At 37.4% G+C, this 16,092-nt stretch carries 20 protein-coding genes; 9 read left to right on the top strand and 11 right to left on the bottom strand.

Going from position 1 to position 16,092, the window contains the following annotated elements:
• Window positions 1-63 precede the first annotated feature (63 nt).
• The gene (gene dapF, locus LT143_RS18630; protein ID WP_246945715.1) at window positions 64-921 is read right to left on the bottom strand and encodes a diaminopimelate epimerase; all 858 of its coding nucleotides are present in this window, start codon (window positions 919-921) and stop codon (window positions 64-66) included.
• A 158-nt stretch (window positions 922-1,079) separates the two neighbouring features.
• On the opposite strand from dapF, the gene LT143_RS18625 reads away from it, so the two are divergent.
• A complete protein-coding gene (locus LT143_RS18625) occupies window positions 1,080-1,775 on the top strand; it encodes a DUF2225 domain-containing protein (protein WP_246945713.1) in 696 nt (231 codons plus the stop codon).
• 42 nt (window positions 1,776-1,817) lie between these two features.
• Here LT143_RS18625 and LT143_RS18620 read toward each other — a convergent pair whose 3' ends face one another.
• On the bottom strand, window positions 1,818-2,054 hold the full coding sequence (locus tag LT143_RS18620) for a YuzB family protein (RefSeq protein WP_246945711.1): 237 nt from the start codon (window positions 2,052-2,054) through the stop codon (window positions 1,818-1,820).
• A gap of 282 nt (window positions 2,055-2,336) precedes the next feature.
• On the opposite strand from LT143_RS18620, the gene LT143_RS18615 reads away from it, so the two are divergent.
• A complete protein-coding gene (locus LT143_RS18615; protein WP_246945709.1) occupies window positions 2,337-3,404 on the top strand; it encodes an NAD(P)/FAD-dependent oxidoreductase in 1,068 nt (355 codons plus the stop codon).
• Between the two features lie 134 nt (window positions 3,405-3,538).
• Complete coding sequence (locus tag LT143_RS18610) at window positions 3,539-4,378, top strand: methyl-accepting chemotaxis protein (protein WP_272495866.1); 840 nt, start codon at window positions 3,539-3,541, stop codon at window positions 4,376-4,378.
• Window positions 4,379-4,755: 377 nt separating this feature from the next.
• Here LT143_RS18610 and LT143_RS18605 read toward each other — a convergent pair whose 3' ends face one another.
• Window positions 4,756-5,082, bottom strand: coding sequence for a YuzD family protein (locus LT143_RS18605; RefSeq protein WP_246945707.1), 327 nt, complete (start codon window positions 5,080-5,082; stop codon window positions 4,756-4,758).
• A 130-nt stretch (window positions 5,083-5,212) separates the two neighbouring features.
• Between LT143_RS18605 and LT143_RS18600 the strand changes: the two genes are divergently transcribed.
• Entirely contained in the window at window positions 5,213-5,440 is a 228-nt protein-coding gene (locus LT143_RS18600; RefSeq protein ID WP_246945706.1) for a NifU family protein, read from the top strand.
• A gap of 175 nt (window positions 5,441-5,615) precedes the next feature.
• Here the strand turns inward: LT143_RS18600 and yutH are convergent, their stop codons facing one another.
• Window positions 5,616-6,617: a spore coat putative kinase YutH gene (yutH, locus tag LT143_RS18595; RefSeq protein ID WP_246945704.1), complete on the bottom strand. Its 1,002-nt coding sequence runs from the start codon at window positions 6,615-6,617 to the stop codon at window positions 5,616-5,618.
• A 135-nt stretch (window positions 6,618-6,752) separates the two neighbouring features.
• Here yutH and LT143_RS18590 point away from each other — a divergent pair, with 135 nt between their 5' ends.
• Window positions 6,753-7,268, top strand: a complete 516-nt coding sequence (locus tag LT143_RS18590; protein ID WP_246945702.1) for a phosphatidylglycerophosphatase A family protein — start codon at window positions 6,753-6,755, stop codon at window positions 7,266-7,268.
• 33 nt (window positions 7,269-7,301) lie between these two features.
• On the opposite strand, the gene LT143_RS18585 is transcribed toward LT143_RS18590, so the two are convergent.
• The 3 genes from LT143_RS18585 to LT143_RS18575 all read right to left on the bottom strand — a co-directional run bounded on the left by LT143_RS18585 (window position 7,302) and on the right by LT143_RS18575 (window position 9,912).
• Window positions 7,302-8,072, bottom strand: a complete 771-nt coding sequence (locus tag LT143_RS18585; RefSeq protein ID WP_246945700.1) for a TIGR01457 family HAD-type hydrolase — start codon at window positions 8,070-8,072, stop codon at window positions 7,302-7,304.
• A gap of 61 nt (window positions 8,073-8,133) precedes the next feature.
• Window positions 8,134-8,571, bottom strand: a complete 438-nt coding sequence (gene hepT / locus LT143_RS18580; protein WP_246945698.1) for a type VII toxin-antitoxin system HepT family RNase toxin — start codon at window positions 8,569-8,571, stop codon at window positions 8,134-8,136.
• 36 nt (window positions 8,572-8,607) lie between these two features.
• Window positions 8,608-9,912: an EAL domain-containing protein gene (locus tag LT143_RS18575; protein ID WP_246945696.1), complete on the bottom strand. Its 1,305-nt coding sequence runs from the start codon at window positions 9,910-9,912 to the stop codon at window positions 8,608-8,610.
• Between the two features lie 277 nt (window positions 9,913-10,189).
• Here LT143_RS18575 and LT143_RS18570 point away from each other — a divergent pair, with 277 nt between their 5' ends.
• Window positions 10,190-10,459, top strand: a complete 270-nt coding sequence (locus tag LT143_RS18570) for a DUF3055 domain-containing protein (protein WP_246945695.1) — start codon at window positions 10,190-10,192, stop codon at window positions 10,457-10,459.
• 52 nt (window positions 10,460-10,511) lie between these two features.
• Complete coding sequence (locus LT143_RS18565; RefSeq protein WP_246945693.1) at window positions 10,512-10,823, top strand: cytosolic protein; 312 nt, start codon at window positions 10,512-10,514, stop codon at window positions 10,821-10,823.
• Window positions 10,824-10,842: 19 nt separating this feature from the next.
• Here the strand turns inward: LT143_RS18565 and LT143_RS18560 are convergent, their stop codons facing one another.
• Window positions 10,843-11,118 carry a YutD family protein gene (locus LT143_RS18560; RefSeq protein ID WP_246945691.1) on the bottom strand — a complete coding sequence of 92 codons (276 nt, stop codon included), beginning with the start codon at window positions 11,116-11,118 and terminating at the stop codon, window positions 10,843-10,845.
• A gap of 133 nt (window positions 11,119-11,251) precedes the next feature.
• Between LT143_RS18560 and LT143_RS18555 the strand changes: the two genes are divergently transcribed.
• On the top strand, window positions 11,252-12,037 hold the full coding sequence (locus tag LT143_RS18555; protein ID WP_246945688.1) for a YhcN/YlaJ family sporulation lipoprotein: 786 nt from the start codon (window positions 11,252-11,254) through the stop codon (window positions 12,035-12,037).
• 41 nt (window positions 12,038-12,078) lie between these two features.
• On the opposite strand, the gene lipA is transcribed toward LT143_RS18555, so the two are convergent.
• Entirely contained in the window at window positions 12,079-12,963 is an 885-nt protein-coding gene (lipA, locus tag LT143_RS18550) for a lipoyl synthase (RefSeq protein WP_246945685.1), read from the bottom strand.
• Window positions 12,964-13,371: 408 nt separating this feature from the next.
• Here lipA and LT143_RS18545 point away from each other — a divergent pair, with 408 nt between their 5' ends.
• Entirely contained in the window at window positions 13,372-14,313 is a 942-nt protein-coding gene (locus LT143_RS18545) for a M23 family metallopeptidase (protein WP_272495867.1), read from the top strand.
• Window positions 14,314-14,447: 134 nt separating this feature from the next.
• Here the strand turns inward: LT143_RS18545 and LT143_RS18540 are convergent, their stop codons facing one another.
• Together LT143_RS18540 and LT143_RS18535 are read right to left on the bottom strand one after the other, a co-directional pair.
• A complete protein-coding gene (locus LT143_RS18540; RefSeq protein WP_246945683.1) occupies window positions 14,448-14,555 on the bottom strand; it encodes a methionine/alanine import family NSS transporter small subunit in 108 nt (35 codons plus the stop codon).
• Window positions 14,555-16,075: a sodium-dependent transporter gene (locus tag LT143_RS18535; RefSeq protein ID WP_246945680.1), complete on the bottom strand. Its 1,521-nt coding sequence runs from the start codon at window positions 16,073-16,075 to the stop codon at window positions 14,555-14,557. The genes LT143_RS18540 and LT143_RS18535 overlap by 1 nt, the downstream gene beginning before the upstream one ends.
• Between the last annotated feature and the right edge of the window lie 17 nt (window positions 16,076-16,092).

The raw sequence follows: 16,092 nt of genomic DNA, 5'->3' as shown, positions 1-16,092 counted from the left end.
TCCCTCTTCTAACTAGTTACTATATAGTATACAGACAATCTAATTTTGTCTCAAATAAGTAGCTTACTCGTAAAAATATACACCCTCACAGATTACCTCAGCAGGTCCTGTCATAAAGACTTCTCCGCTCTCTGTCCATGTAATTTGTAGATCTCCACCTGCTAAATGGACAGTCGTTTCTGTTCCTCTTTCCGTTTTTCCATTTAACACCGATGCAACTACCGCAGCACAAGCTCCTGTTCCACAGGCTTGCGTTACACCTGAACCTCTTTCCCACACTCTAAAATGAATCTCTTTTTCATTTACTACTTCAACAAACTCAACGTTTACACTCTCAGGAAAGCGTTCATCTTTTTCAATAATAGGACCAAGCGTTAAAACTGGTGCTTGGTTAATATCGTCTACATACATAATGGCATGAGGGTTCCCCATTGATACAGCAGTAATATGGTAGGTATGATCGCTCACTTGGAATGGTTCATTAATAATTTGCTTGGCTGCGGAGCCAACCATAGGAATCTCTTCACGGGATAGCCTTGGTTTTCCCATATTAATGGTGACAGATTCAACTATTCCTTCTTTCTCCTGTACGGTAGCCTCTACTAATCCCGACAAAGTTTCAATTTTGAATTGTTGTGCTCCAACTATTCCATTTTCATATGCATATTTTGCGACACAACGTAAGCCGTTTCCACAATTTTTACCTTCAGATCCATCATTATTAAAGATACGCATCTTGACTGGGGCATTATTAGAAGGACAGATTAGGATTAAACCATCTGAACCTATACCTGTATAAACGGAGGACACCTTAACTGCTAAATCAGCTAAACTTTCTTCTTTAATAGTCGTCTTAAAAAGATTTACATATATATAGTTATTACCTAACGCATGCATTTTGGTAAAAGGAATTTTTTCCATAAATATACACCTACTCTACTTTCAATATGTATAGTTAAGTATAAATACATTTTATTTGTAAGACAACAATCAACTAATATAGGAAAAAGGATTGAGTAAATATGAAATTTTTAGTACATTTAATATAGGTATATTGTTCTAGAAATGAGGGATTCAAAATGAGTAGCATGGATATTTTGTTTGACAAGACGGTTACATGTGCTGCATGCACCAACACGTATACAACAAAAAAAGTACGCTCTCGTTTTGTACGAGCACTTCGCTCAGATTCAGATTTCTGTTCCTATTATGCGGATGAAGAGAACAGTCCATTATTATATTATGTGAGCGTCTGTCCTGAGTGTGGATTCTCAACATCGGATGAGTTCTCATCCAAATTCCCACCTCAAACATTACATACGATTAAGACCTCCATAAGTGCTAACTGGACTTATAAGGACTATGGAAATAAAAGAACGGTGAAAGAAGCGATTGAGGCATATAAGCTTGCCAGCTACAGTGCTACACTAAAAAAAGAAAAAGCAATTGTCTTAGCAGGAGTGTACATGAGATTGGCCTGGATTCTTCGAAAAGAGAAAGACCATGAACAGGAAATGCGTTTTATGAACCTAGCCGTAAATGCCTATACTCAGTCCTATATTAATGAAGACTTTCAATCTACAGATATGTCTGAAATAAAGCTTCTCTATTTAATTGGAGACTTATATCGAAGGTTGGGAGAGGAAAAGCAGGCTGCCGTTTACTTATCAAAAGTCATCCAGCAACAAACTAGCACACTTGAAAAAAGAATGGTTGAGATGGCGAAAGAAGCATGGCAAGAAATTAGAGAACGTCAAAAGCAAGGCATAAAATAAGAGGGCTGCATTCAAGCGCCCTCTTTTTCTGCATCTATCGTTTTAAAATATCATATTTTCATCCATGAATTGATATATGTTTTCTACCAGCTGTTCAGGTGTTTCACCAGTTACAACTTCCCCTTCTACTAGAGCATATAGGGAGTTATCACACTTACCGCAGTAAGACAAGCAACCGTATTCCACAATATCAAAGTTTGGATCCTTCTCTAAAATCTCTCTGGCCTTTTGCGCTCCACTGGCTAAGTTACTAATACAAAATTCAATAATTGGCTTCAACCATATTCACCTCTACGTCTCAAGGCTACCTTTTTTTTACCGTTTCGTCAATTATTTTAAAACCTCTGCTCATAGGTTAAACTTAGTAGAAATGGTCCTTGGAGCCAAAAAGTTCAATAAGAGCTCCTAAGAAATATATTGTAATAAATATATTGTGATTAATGCTTATTTTCGTTATACTTTTCTATGGTATTTATCGCGTATATATTTTCTTATTATAGCTTTTTCTTATACATTGTTGATTCTAACTAAAGATGAACTTTCCATAAAAGGAGAATTAATATGAAACATCTAGTCTTACTTGGAGGCGGATACGGGAATATGAGAGTATTACTCCGCCTATTACCCAACCAACTGCCAGAAGATGTACAAATTACGTTAATTGACCGCAACCCTTATCACTGCTTAAAGACCGAATATTATGCCTTAGCCGCAGGAACGATTTCCGATCAACATATTCGTGTAACATTCCCCGAACACCCAAGACTCTCCCTTAAATACGGTGAAGTCGTTAAAATTGATGTCGAGAATAAACAAATCCATCTTCATGAACAAGAAATGGTCACTTATGATGATCTAGTCATTGGTCTTGGCTGTGAAGATAAATATCATAATGTACCAGGAGCACAAGAATTTTCTTATAGCATTCAGACAATCGATCGATCTAGAAATGCCTATCAGGCACTAAATAATTTAGGTGCCAATGCAGTCGTTGGGATTATCGGCGGTGGATTAAGTGGCGTTGAATTAGCGAGTGAATTAAGTGAAAGCCGACCAGATTTAAGAGTAAAGTTGTTTGATCGCGGTGAGCATATTCTTTCTATGTTCCCTGAACGTTTAAGTAATTATGTAGAGAACTGGTTCCACTCACATGGAGTAGAAGTCATCAATAAAGCTAATATTACAAAGCTTGAAGAAAATACGGTTTATAACCATGACGAGCCTGTACATTGTGATGCAATCGTTTGGACGGCTGGTATTCAACCTATTAAAGTTGTCCGTGATCTAGATGTTGAAAAAGATGCTCAAGGTCGAGTGGTTTTAACAAAGCAACATAATCTTCCGAATGATGAGCATGTGTATGTTGTAGGTGATTGTGCTAGCTTACCTCACGCACCGAGTGCGCAACTTGCTGAGGGTCAAGCTGAACAAATTGTTGAGGTACTTCTTGCACGTTGGAACCAAGAAGAACCACCTTCAGAATTCCCACCTATTAAATTAAAAGGCGTACTTGGATCACTTGGAAAGAAGCAAGGCTTTGGTCTACTTGCTGACCGCCCTCTAATGGGAAGAGTACCTAGACTACTTAAATCCGGTATTTTATGGATGTACCGTTATCATAATGGATGATGAATAAGAAAAAGAAAAGCTGCTATTAATTTGGCAGCTTTTTCTATACACAAAAATGGATAAGAATCCATGACCAAAGTCGAACTGGAATGGTATAATAACGCTTGAAATAAAGAAGAAATGAGGAGTGCACCATGAATACGGTCGTTGAAACAAAATCTGCAGAATCTATACTGAACTCCTATATAACAGTTCTCTCAGTAGTATCAAGCATGTTGCAGGATATCGCAATTGGCGTAACAGATACAGAGAAGTGGATTGCCTACTACCCAAGTAGGAAAATTGATCTCGGGGTTAGAGCTGGTTCGAAGATTAACCCAAGTGAACCTTTGGCTGATTGTATTAAATTTAGAAAAGTGATTAAGGACGAAATTCCTCCAGAGTTTTTTGGCTTTTCTTTTACAGGTCTAGCTAATCCTATTATTCATGAAGGCAAGGTCATTGGAGCAATTGCCATTCAACTTCAAGAGCAAAATGAGCGTAAGCTCCGTCGTATCTCTGATCAAATTGTACACTCCTTAGAACAGGCCAATGGAAGTGTATCAAATGTTGAAAAAGGGGCTAATGGGCTAACGGAGATTAGCCATACTCTTGCTGAGAAGTCTAAGCATGCCACAGAAGAAATGACTAAAACAGACGAAGTCATTAGAGTGATAAAGAAAATTGCAGATCAAACGAATCTACTTGGTTTGAATGCATCCATTGAAGCAGCCCGTGCTGGGGATATGGGACGAGGATTTGATGTAGTCGCAAAGGAAATCCGAAAGCTTTCAAATGAAACCGTCATTTCCACTGAAAAAGTTCGCACGATTTTAACTAATCTTCAAACGTCAATGAAAGAGATGGCTGAATCCGTTGAAAAGGTCGTAGCAGTAGGACGACAACAAGCCCTATCTACACAAGAAATCTCTACTTTCATTGATGAGATTGAAAAAATGAGTAAGGAACTAAACAAGTACGCTGCGGAACTATAATGTGGTTAAGTTCTAAGCCCCGCCAATGTGCGGGGCTAGGAGCTTTGGAGCTTGACTACTGTGAAGCTTGGGCTCAACTTAACTGGAAATAGCGTTCTGTGCAATTATCCTCGAGTTCTGTGCGATTCCACTCAAGTTCTGTGCAATTAGCTTCCCGTACTGTGCAATTTTCTCGAACTACTGTGCAATTCCTCTCTCATAAGGCTCTTTTCTAAAAATTTGTTACTTTTCAATCTTATCATTCAGCAATTTCGCGATATTTAATACGATTAAACTGTTATTTGAGGTTAGAAAAGAGCAACTCTTTAGATTTAAAGCAGAGATTTTGTACTACGGAAGCAACAATTTATACCAAAACAGCCTCTCATAAAGAATCTTTACTCTGATTGATACCCGTATTTTTCAAGTTCACTATATATTGTTTTTAAACGTGGGTTTCCTTCTCCCACTATTTCATCATTTATCACAACCACTGGATAGAACATATCTTCCTCAATGACGCGTGTTGCAAACTCCTTTTTTTCTTCATCCTCCACAGGATTATAAATATCAATATATGTAATAGTAAAAGGTTGATTAGGAAATTTACGACTAATCGCTGCATCAAGCCAATCATATGTTTCCTTTGAAGACGGTAGATTTACGCAACTCGGACATAATACCTCTGCACCATAAACACATATTTCAACAGGTTGTAATGACAATTTCTACACTCCCCTTCTATTTGGGTGAAAATTTTAATGGAAATTACCTACAAATTAGTTTCCAATACTACAGAATAGATTTTTTATATCAAAGTCATTATAATAGAAGTAAGGAAAGGAGTCGATATAAATGGAAATGAAAGAGCAAGTAATGGAAGTACTAGATAAACTTCGTCCATTCTTACTTCGTGATGGTGGGGATGTTGAGTTAGTAGATGTAGAAGAGGGAATTGTAAAGTTACGTCTATTAGGTGCATGCGGAAGCTGCCCAAGCTCAACGATTACACTTAAAGCTGGGATTGAACGTGCACTTCTTGAAGAAGTACCTGGTGTTGTTGAAGTAGAGCAAGTATTCTAATTTTGTTATATATTCAGGGCGATCTTCAAATAGAAGATCGCCTTTTGTATTGGCTCTTTTCTAAAACTTTGTTGCTTTTAAAACTAATTTTCAAATAAATTTCCCCTTCTCATACTATTAAACCGAAGGAATAATTGTTAGAAAAGAGCCTTTGTATTTGTCTCATACTAAAAAATTAACTAATCCAGTGTAACTTTGGTACATTGTTTCTCTTAGAGCGATAACCGATATAAAAATGGATATCATGACTATACTTTTCATAGGCATCTGATTCCTTCAGCATGACTTGCAGTTCATGTAGACGCTCAGCCTTCACTTCCTCATCGCCAGTCTTATAGTACCCTTCTATACATTCAAAATAATGGACAGGGAAAAGCAAACGAGCATAAAACAACCTCCATGAGAATGCAGACAAGGGATTAATGGATTCATATTCATTCATCATCTGATGAAATTTATCCATTGAGCGTTGTTTATTCCAATAACAGGATCTTGCCCATTCTACTAGATCTCGGCTCGGGTGGTCATATACCCAGTCTGTTGGAAGTTTCATGAATTGTGTAAAGTCCCAACAATTATTGAAAAAACGATGATGACACACCGTACCTGCATCAAGTGATGTTGGTTGCTCATCAAGTTCTGTGTCAACTAAGTATTGAATTGCGTTTTCTGTTAACCCTACGTAATAAGGGAAGGATTCTGCAAATAATCGATCGAACTCATCACTTGGCTGATTCTTTACTTTCATGGCCCAAAACTGTTCGAGTTGATCTAACCGTTTCTCCCATAAGGTCTTCCATTGCCCAATTCTGACAAGGCTATTTAGTGCGAATGGTATCCTTTTACCGCGTCGATGGAATTTGGCTAATTCCACACCAAGTGATGAATTTCTATTTGTACTCAGTTCATAAGGACATTTCAGTAATACGAACAAGGTATCTTCTGCTTTACTTACTACTTCACCTCGTTTATTCTTAAGGATACCTGCTACTTGCTGATCTCCTTTATGAATGAAATACTCTGCTAGCTGTGCCATTTCCTCAATTTCTTGACCGTCAAGATGAGAAATCGGAACTAAAAGATAGCTTGCTTCTTGCGTTTTCACTATATCGTAGGAACGATAGGTTCCAGCCCTTTGCCCGTTTAGTTGATAGAGACTTTGCAATTGTTGATACATATTGATGCCCCCTTTACCGTCATTTATATGAAGGAAATAAAGAAAACTTGTAATAAAACTGAGGTTTTTTAGAATAAATTAATAATCAACGGAAATTATGAAAAGGAACTAAAACTTATTGGAAAAGGTGAGTATATGGAAAATCCAAAACTTTCAAAGCTGGAAGAAACAGCAAGACAATGGCTAAAAGACCGAGGCGTAACGGTTGAAGATATCGCAGATCTTGTTTATTTCTTACAGGTTAAATATCATCCTGATTTAACAAAAGAACTTTGCATACACAATGTAGAGAAAGTTTTATCTAAGCGTGAGGTTCAGAATGCCATTTTAACAGGGATTCAGCTTGATCGCCTAGCAGAAAAAAAACAGCTTGAGGAACCGTTACAACATACGATTGAAATTGATGAAGGCCTCTATGGCATCGATGAAATTATTGCGTTATCTATTGTTAATATTTATGGGTCGATTGGGTTTACTAATTTTGGTTACATTGATAAGCAAAAGCCAGGTATCCTACAACAACTAAATGATAAATCAACTGGTAAATGCAATACTTTTCTTGACGATATTGTGGGTGCTATTGCTGCGGCGGCTTCTAGCCGACTTGCACATGGTGCAGCTGCAAAGGAAGAGGAAGCACATAAGGAATAAAAGAAAGCTTGAGGAAACTACTCCTCAAGCTTTTTAAATCTTATCCATCCATTCTTCTAATGAGTGGATTACGTATGTCGGATGTATATCAATACTCTTTAAATGTTCTTTTGTCGTAACACCTGTATGAACGAGTAAAGTATCAAGTCCAGCATTTATGCCTGCTAAAATATCAGTTTGGTAATTATCTCCAATCATTAATGTTTTCTCAGGCGAAGTACCAATTGCTTTTAAGGCTTGTTCCATAATAATTTTTTCTGGCTTCCCAATGAAAAGAGGTTGCGTTTCTGTTGAAACTGCAACTACTGAAGTTAAGGAGCCATTACCAGGTAATAATCCCCGCTCCGTTGGAATGGCAATATCTCCATTCGTTGAGATAAATGTAGCTCCGTTCCGGACGGCGATGCAGGCAAGCGCCAGTTTTTCATAATTAATGGAACGGTCAATTCCCATAACAACAAAATCAGGATTCTGTTCCTTAATGGTTAGTCCCTTTTCTGTAATAGCATGCTGAATTCCTTCTTCACCCACAATATAGACAGATGCATCAGACTTCTGATCATAAATATAGTTTGCTGTTGCTTGACTAGTCGTAAACACCTGATCGTCATTAGTTGGGATATCAAACTGACGTAACTTTTCTGCTACCTGTGCTGGTGTTCTTGATGAATTATTCGTAACAAATAAATAAGGAATACCTTTTTTATGTAAAGCTTGCACAAAGTGGCATGCTTCTAAAATTCTTTCTTTTCCTCGATACATAGTACCATCTAAATCAATTAAATATCCTTCATACTTCTTCATTTTTTACCACCCTTTGTTCGATATCTTGTCATACGAAAAATCGCCTCTATAGCAGAAGCGATTAGCTTTTAAACGCACTAACGGGGCCTAGCTCATTTTCTAAATACGTTCTAATTGCAGTTGGGAAAGCTTGAATTGCTTCAAGTTCCTTATTTAACACTTCGATAAGCGCAGTATGATCGACCGATACATATTCCTGTACAATTGCTTTTCGAAACCCAATGACCCTCTTTAACGATTTAGCCTGTTCGGCGTGAACAACCTTTTCATCTTCTAGAATGTCAATAATATCTTCATAGCTTCCCGGATCCCTCATAATAAAGCCATCAATCATGGCGTTCCCCACATCAAGAATTGATTCAATGATTAAGTGAACCATTCTTTCGAGGGATAGTTTATGTAAATCTGTCGTCCACTCTTGATTACTTTTATAGGTAGCCGTTATGGTTTCTAAGTACGTTAAAGTTGTCTCCATCTTTGTACGATCAATAAAATACATATTTCATACCTCCTAACCCTTTTGAGTATACACATTTTACAAGGAAGATACCATTCCTGGGAGTAATTGTGGTTTGGCATAAAAATAACCTTGCGCTAAATCAACATTATTTTTAGAAAGGACTGATGCTTCTTCTTCCTTCTCAATTCCTTCTGCCACTACGATGGAACCAGTCTCTTTTGCAATTAAAAGAAGGCCCTTCAGCATAGATTCCTTAACTTTATTCGTATCGATATCTTGAATAACGGAACGATCAATCTTTATGATATCAGGCAGTACCTCGCTAATTGTATGTAAACTCGAGTAACCCGCACCAGTATCATCGACAGCAATCTGAAAGCCCATTTTTCTTAATGCTTTAATATGCTCTCCAAAATGCTTATAACCATCAATCGAATCTCTTTCCGTAATTTCAAAGATAATTCGGTAAGGATTTACGTCTCTAAATCTAATTAACATTCTCCTCACTACCTTTATAAAAGCAGGATTAGCAAGTGTAATGGGAGTAAAGTTAATAAAAACTAATTCATCGTTCTTTTGTTTCTGAATTTGCTCAAACGCTCTTTCGAGAACAATGGTTTCTAAATCAAAGAGTAGATTCATTTGCCTGGCTACTGCAAAGAGCTGTAATGGATTTTCTAGATGAGTTCCTGATGGTCCTCTCGTTAAAAACTCATAGGCAGTCGTTTGGTTCGTTGAAACATCTACAATTGGTTGAGCCATTAAGCGAATGTCCTTATGTTGAATGATACGATTCATCTCAAACCTAAGCTCATTAAATGTAGAAGTCGTTTTCTTTTCCGCCATCGTATTTGCCTGCTGATATGCTTTTAGTATGGCCTCTTTTATCGTGGTCTGCCCTCTTTCAATAAAAATATAGCCACTCTCAAACTGAAAAGATACTTCTCTATAGTGTTGGGAAAGTTGGGTTAAAACGATACTCATTATTTCATTCATTAGCTTTTCAATTTCTGAAACACAATTTTCATGCTCTACTTTCACAATGATGGCATGTCCATTTACTAAGTGATTGTGCATTGAAATAATTAATTGATCTGGAAAAACATCCTTCGTAGCTTTGATAAAAAGATCTTTTACCATTTTATTGTATAATTTTATATTTTGAATTTCATGGTTATGTAAAAGCTCATCCAAATTAGCATGATTGAAGACAATCATGGCTGCTTGATGTCCTTGTTTAAAGCATAATTCCACACCTTCAACTATTGGGTCTCTCAAAATAAAAGTCGGTGGATAAAAGCGTAGATGTTTTTGTGGTAAAGCAAGTTTACCCCATTTATTCATACTGGTTTTGTATGATTCCCAAGGCTTAAACGGCATATTGCTGCCCCTTCCTAGTTATTATTAACCAGAGCCATCTGGAACCTGAGATAGCTTAGTCTGTGTTCGTCGATGTATGATGTACATTGTTAATCTTATCATATTTTTACAATTTTCGTCTTTTGTTTTTCAGAGCGACTATATAATTATTCTGGGTGTACAACCAGTTTTAGTAGCAAACTGAGGTTGGATTAGAAAAGAGCAACTCTCTTTCCCATACAAATTGTTATGAATAAATGATAAGATAGGAAATATATAATGTGAGGAGGAATACACGATGAATGAACGGATGTTCTTATATGATGATACCGTGCAAACGAAGACAAGATTCGTCAGTTTTATGGGGGAAAATCATCGTTTTGATTTAGCTATTATTACATCAGACCGTTATTATGGAAAACATTTAGTATTAGATATCCAAAGCTCAAGATTTGCTATTATCGGGCAAGATGATCTTGATGAACCTGGGTATATAGAAGAAGCATACAACTTAAATGAAGAGGATGCAGAAGAACTACGCTCTTTTCTAGAAGAAATCGTATCTTAATTCGTTTTAGGGGAAACCTATTTATTGATAAAACCCAAAAGAGGTGATATCAATGAAAAATAATAAAGACCAAGATATGTACAAAGATTTCTCAAATGTTGAGACTATGCGAATGTACACGGTTCCTAACCATGTACCAGAAGGTCCCTATGGCTGTCCTATCGGAGCTGATGAACCAGTTGGCCCTAAACAGCAAACTCCTTGGGGAGACAGACAAAGACCGTATAGTGCCTTTAATTATGAATTTAAAAACCTCCATCAGGATATACCAAGACAAGATCCTGGTTCCCATCCTGTACATGCTGACCCTGAGGTGAATGAGGAACCACCTTATACCAACCCAGGAAATAGTCATAAAAAATAGAAATCGGCTTGTCCGATTTCTATTTTTTTACTTTCTTCAGTACAAAATATGCACATCCAAAATTACAGTATTCATAAAGGTATTCCTTCAACGTACTGATTTTGGTATCGTAGGTAGCCTTTTGATTTTGATCATCAAAGAAGCCTCTTAGCCTTAATTGATTGTAACCCCAGTCACCTACAATAAAATCATAACGACTCAGAATCTCACTATATCTAGTACGAAACGCTTCCTCATTAAAGCCATCACGAAACTCTTCAATGAGTTCATAGCCAATATTATTAATTTCAACCATCATCTCACCTCTTATTTCCTTAATATTACCATAACTTGAAAATAAACTGTATAGTTTACAACCTGTTCACCAACAATTTCTAAGATGAAAAACACGTATTTAGGTCAAGCTAGTTCATAAGGGGGTGTCTAAATTGAATAAACGACTTCTATTAACAGGTGTTGCTTCTTTATCTTTACTTACAGCTTGTCAGTATGAAGCATTTTCTGATGATAAAGAATTTTATAGTGAATCTGGAAAAGCTGTGCATATGTCTGCAAAAAAAGAAGTGTATGAAAGTAAGGATCTAAGCGGAATGGACGACGATGTGGGGACTAAATTTGGATATGTTCGTCATCAAAAAAGTCCTGTTGCCGAAGATAATAATCAGTTAAATGAGATGCCTGTGTTTAACAGAGGGCAAGTTGCCGATATTATTACAAAAATGGCAGTATTACTACCAGATGTTAATGATGTGGCCACTCTTGTTACTGATGAGGAAGTTTTAATTGCTTATGAGACCGATTCTGAGAATCGATTTGAAACAGCAGACCAAGTAAAGAAAACGGCTATATCTGTTGTTCCTAGATATTTTCACGTTTATGTATCAGACCAACCTAAGATGATAGACGAAATTGAAAAGTACGGAAACCTTGACTCTAACAGTCGAGACATTGACCGTATTATGGACGTAACCATTCAAGAAATGCTTAAAGCTCCTCAAGGCCGTAAGTTAAACGACGGGGAAAATGCGAATGGTGAAGCCATTAATGAAATGAATGACGGTATGGGTGATGAAGATTATAATAACGGTACAAACGTGAATAATCCTCATAACGGCATTAGAAACAATGACACAAACCGAATTAGAAATTACAATACCGATGACAGTAACGCCGATCAAGACAACGATACGAATTACCTACACAATCAAATGTAAAAATAAGGTCCAACTCTAAAACGAGTTGGACCTTTTGTATTTTACGCTTGTTGCTTTGCCGCATTTACTTGTTCATCTGCATGATAAGATGATCTTACTAAAGGACCTGATTCACAATGACTGAATCCTTTACTTAACGCAATTTCTTTCAACTCTAAAAACTCATCTGGATGGTAGTATTTTTGTACCTTCAGATGCTTCTTTGAAGGCTGCAAGTATTGCCCAATTGTCATGATATCAACATTGTTCGCACGAAGATCATCCATCGTTTCGATAATATCTTCTTTTGTTTCTCCAAGTCCTACCATGATACTTGATTTCGTTGGAATTTCTGGTTGCATTTCTTTAGCACGACGCAAGAATTCTAATGAACGATCATACTTAGCTCTTGCTCTGACTCTGTCAGATAAGCGTCTAACTGTTTCAATATTATGGTTTAATATATCAGGCTTTGCATCCATGAGCATCTTTAAATTCTCATAGACACCATTCATATCAGAAGGAAGTACCTCAATACTTGTAAATGGATTTTTTCTTCTTACGGCTCTTACTGTTTCTGCAAAGACAGCTGCTCCACCATCTTTTAGATCATCTCTTGCCACGGCCGTAATAACAGCATGCTTAAGTCCCATTAGCTGAACACTATCCGCAACACGTTCCGGCTCTTTCCAGTCAAGTTCATTTGGCAAACCAGTTTTTACTGCACAAAAACGGCAGGCCCGTGTACAAACATCGCCTAGGATCATAAAAGTAGCGGTTTTACGAACTGCCCAACACTCATGAATATTAGGACATCTTGCCTCTTCACAAACAGTGTGAAGATTCTTTTCCCTCATCATTTTTTTTAGGCCTGTATAGTTCTCATTAGTATTCAGTTTGATCTTTAACCAGTCAGGCTTTCGAACGTATTCCTCATTCTTGGCCATAATAATCACTCCTGTATGTAAATCATTTTAAGTGCTAATTAATACCTTTACTCACTTTACCATAACAAGCCTATTTAATCCAATACACTTCTACTCTACTGTAACAATTGACGACCTAATTTACCATTAATTCGCATTTATGTTTTTTAGCAATGTTCAACAAACTAAGGTAAGAAAAACTTGACCAGTAATGAAGTAAACATCCTTTTTTATCACATGAAAGAAAAGCTTAGCCAATTAGCCTAAGAGAGGTAACGTCTTAGTTTTTCGTAACGTAAAGGCTCTAGTATAAAAACATTTAACAAGCCTTCAAAAAAAATGTTCAATATTCTAGTTATTTCTAGAGCATTAAAGAAAGGAGTATTTCTAGTGAAAAGGTCTTTAATCATGCTACTTATCTTTTCCATTATGTTACCATCAATGGCGAAAGCAGAACAGACAGATCAACAAAAGCTTTATGAAAAACGAATGGATCTATATAAAAAGACAGAAGCCAGTACACATATACCATGGTACTACCTGGCAGCGATTGATCAATATGAACGTAACCTTCGTTATTCTAGAAAAGATTTACCGAAGCCTGAAGGAGCAATAGGGATTTATTTCTCCCCAGAAGTCTGGAGCGGACCTATTAACCCGAATAAAGAGGATACGAATCCTTTTACCGTTCACTCATTCGGTGGCTTTGGACTTGATGGAAATGGTGATGGTAAGGCAGACCGTCTTGATGACGAAGATGTGATCTATACAATGGCTCATTTTATTGAGACATACGGAACCAATCATGAGAACATAAAGATTGCACTATGGGATTATTATCAACGTGATAAGACAGTTGCAATCATACTAGGTCATATGCAAATATTTAAAAAGTTTGCCACGCTCGATTTAGATAGACATGCCTTTCCGGTTCCTTTAAGAAGTAATCATAGCTATAAGAATACTTGGGGTGACCGAAGAGGTTGGGGTGGTCGAAGAACCCATGAGGGAACAGACATTTTTGCAAATTATGGCGTGCCTGTTCGAGCTACCAGCTATGGAATTGTTGAAATAAAGGGTTGGAATAAGTTTGGAGGCTGGCGTGTAGGAATACGTGATTTAAATAACACGTATCATTATTATGCACATCTTAACGGATTTGCAAAGGAACTTCAGGTAGGTCAAATTGTTGAACCTGGAACCATTATCGGCTCTGTCGGAAGTTCTGGTTACGGCCCACCGGGTACAGCTGGTAAATTCCCTCCTCACTTGCACTATGGTATGTACAAGGATAACGGCTATACAGAATGGTCGTTTGATCCCTACCCACATTTACGAGCTTGGGAACGACAGGAGCGATCTCGGAGATAGACTGTTCCGTCTGAAAGCGATAGACGCATATATTGGGATATCGACGCATACGTGCTTTTTGCGGGATAGAGTAGCTAATTTTTAATACCTAAAAGAACAAAAAGACAGGCGTTTCGCCTGTCTTTTACACATTATTAACCATTTTCTTTCGCTTTTTTCACCGCATGTGTAATGCTAGCTGCTAAGCCACCCCAAATAATAACGATACCTACTACCATCATCAAAATTGCACTACCACTCATTATTTAGAGACCTCCTTTTCGCTTGGAACTTTTAAAGCTCCCGGCTCCCACTTTTTCAAAGTAAATAGGAATCCAACAACAAGTGCTCCGACCGCAACAACCCATCCTGATGAAACGAGGAATGATAAGCTGTAACCTCCATCACCATAGTATGTTTCTGGTGTTAAGTTCTTAATGATATTATCAATCATCATATATCCTAGAACAAGTGGAGTAATGAAACCTAAACAGATTTTCCACCAAGAACCTAAAGCAATATCAGATACGCTGTTTGCGTGAGATTGTAGATTCTTTAACTCTCTCGCTACCCATACAATGACTACTACTTCAATTAGTCCTGATAAAGCAACTCCAAATTGATTGATGAAGTAATCAGCTACGTCAAGGAAGTTTAATCCTCCTCGTGTTGCAAACATGATGGAGATTAAAGCAGATAGTCCTCCACCAAATGCTACTGCCTTTGTACGAGAAACCTTAAACTTATCCTGTACACCCGCTACAAAAGTTTCCACAATAGAAATTAACGATGTTAAACCTGCTAACACTAATGATCCAAAGAATAAGAATCCGAAGAATTGATTAAAGGCTGGGAATTCGTTAATGATTTGTGGGAATACCACAAACGCTAAAATGACTCCGCCTTTTACAACTTCATCAACTGGAAGGCCTTGTTGCATAGCCATGAAACCTAATGCACTAAATACCCCAATACCAGCAAGTAATTCAAATGCTGAGTTACCAAAACCAGTAATAAATGCATTGTTCGTAATATCCGACTTTTTCGGTAAGTAACTCGAATAAGTAATCATAATAGCAAAGGCAATTGATAAACTGAAGAAGATTTGACCATATGCCGCTACCCACACGGACCCGTCAGCGATACGATCCCAGTTAGGTGTAAAGAAAGCATTTAATCCGTCAGCTGCTCCTTCAAGCGTTAATGCTCTGATGACAATGATTAAGAAAAGAACACATAATGTTGGGATGAAGATACGGTTAGCAACCTCAATCCCCTTCTTAACTCCTTTAAATAAAACACCTAAAGTAACAGCCCAAACTACTAACAGTGGTAAGAACACACTTGGCACAATGCCACCAAATTCACCAGCAGCTCCAACCTGAAGGTAGTCTGCTAATAAGAAGGTTTGCGTATCTTCTCCCCACTTTAAGTTAAATGAAAATACGGTATAAGAAAGTGCCCAAGCAATGATAACAGCATAATACGTGGAGATAACGAATGAGATCGCCACTTGCCACCAACCAAGCCATTCCGTTTTCTTGTTCATTCTTGCATAACTTAATGGTGCAGAACCTTTGTACTTATGTCCCATCGTAAATTCTAAAATAAGTAATGGTATACCGGCTGTTAAGAGTGCAAACAAATACGGAATAAAAAATGCGCCTCCACCATTTTCATATGCAGTTGCTGGAAATCTCCAAATGTTCCCTAAACCAATTGCAGAACCGACAGCTGCTAAAATAAAACCCGCTCTCGTTCCCCATTGAGGACGATTATCCATCTACAAAACCTCCTGTT

Origin of the sequence: Bacillus pinisoli (genome assembly GCF_023036475.1) — a bacterium.
In the GTDB taxonomy this organism is placed as follows: Bacteria; Bacillota; Bacilli; order Bacillales; family SA4; genus Bacillus_BS; species Bacillus_BS pinisoli.
This window is presented reverse-complemented; position numbering and strand designations above follow the sequence as displayed.

Bases quoted from the DNA above. Each gene is read 5' to 3' on its own strand.
- dapF (WP_246945715.1), bottom strand. From the start codon at position 921: ATGGAAAAAATTCCTTTTACCAAAATGCATGCGTTAGGTAATAACTAT.
- LT143_RS18625 (WP_246945713.1), top strand. From the start codon at position 1,080: ATGAGTAGCATGGATATTTTGTTTGACAAGACGGTTACATGTGCTGCA.
- LT143_RS18615 (WP_246945709.1), top strand. From the start codon at position 2,337: ATGAAACATCTAGTCTTACTTGGAGGCGGATACGGGAATATGAGAGTA.
- LT143_RS18610 (WP_272495866.1), top strand. From the start codon at position 3,539: ATGAATACGGTCGTTGAAACAAAATCTGCAGAATCTATACTGAACTCC.
- LT143_RS18600 (WP_246945706.1), top strand. From the start codon at position 5,213: ATGGAAATGAAAGAGCAAGTAATGGAAGTACTAGATAAACTTCGTCCA.
- yutH (WP_246945704.1), bottom strand. From the start codon at position 6,617: ATGTATCAACAATTGCAAAGTCTCTATCAACTAAACGGGCAAAGGGCT.
- LT143_RS18590 (WP_246945702.1), top strand. From the start codon at position 6,753: ATGGAAAATCCAAAACTTTCAAAGCTGGAAGAAACAGCAAGACAATGG.
- LT143_RS18585 (WP_246945700.1), bottom strand. From the start codon at position 8,072: ATGAAGAAGTATGAAGGATATTTAATTGATTTAGATGGTACTATGTAT.
- hepT (WP_246945698.1), bottom strand. From the start codon at position 8,571: ATGTATTTTATTGATCGTACAAAGATGGAGACAACTTTAACGTACTTA.
- LT143_RS18575 (WP_246945696.1), bottom strand. From the start codon at position 9,912: ATGCCGTTTAAGCCTTGGGAATCATACAAAACCAGTATGAATAAATGG.
- LT143_RS18570 (WP_246945695.1), top strand. From the start codon at position 10,190: ATGAATGAACGGATGTTCTTATATGATGATACCGTGCAAACGAAGACA.
- LT143_RS18565 (WP_246945693.1), top strand. From the start codon at position 10,512: ATGAAAAATAATAAAGACCAAGATATGTACAAAGATTTCTCAAATGTT.
- LT143_RS18560 (WP_246945691.1), bottom strand. From the start codon at position 11,118: ATGGTTGAAATTAATAATATTGGCTATGAACTCATTGAAGAGTTTCGT.
- lipA (WP_246945685.1), bottom strand. From the start codon at position 12,963: ATGGCCAAGAATGAGGAATACGTTCGAAAGCCTGACTGGTTAAAGATC.
- LT143_RS18545 (WP_272495867.1), top strand. From the start codon at position 13,372: ATGTTACCATCAATGGCGAAAGCAGAACAGACAGATCAACAAAAGCTT.
- LT143_RS18540 (WP_246945683.1), bottom strand. From the start codon at position 14,555: ATGAGTGGTAGTGCAATTTTGATGATGGTAGTAGGTATCGTTATTATT.
- LT143_RS18535 (WP_246945680.1), bottom strand. From the start codon at position 16,075: ATGGATAATCGTCCTCAATGGGGAACGAGAGCGGGTTTTATTTTAGCA.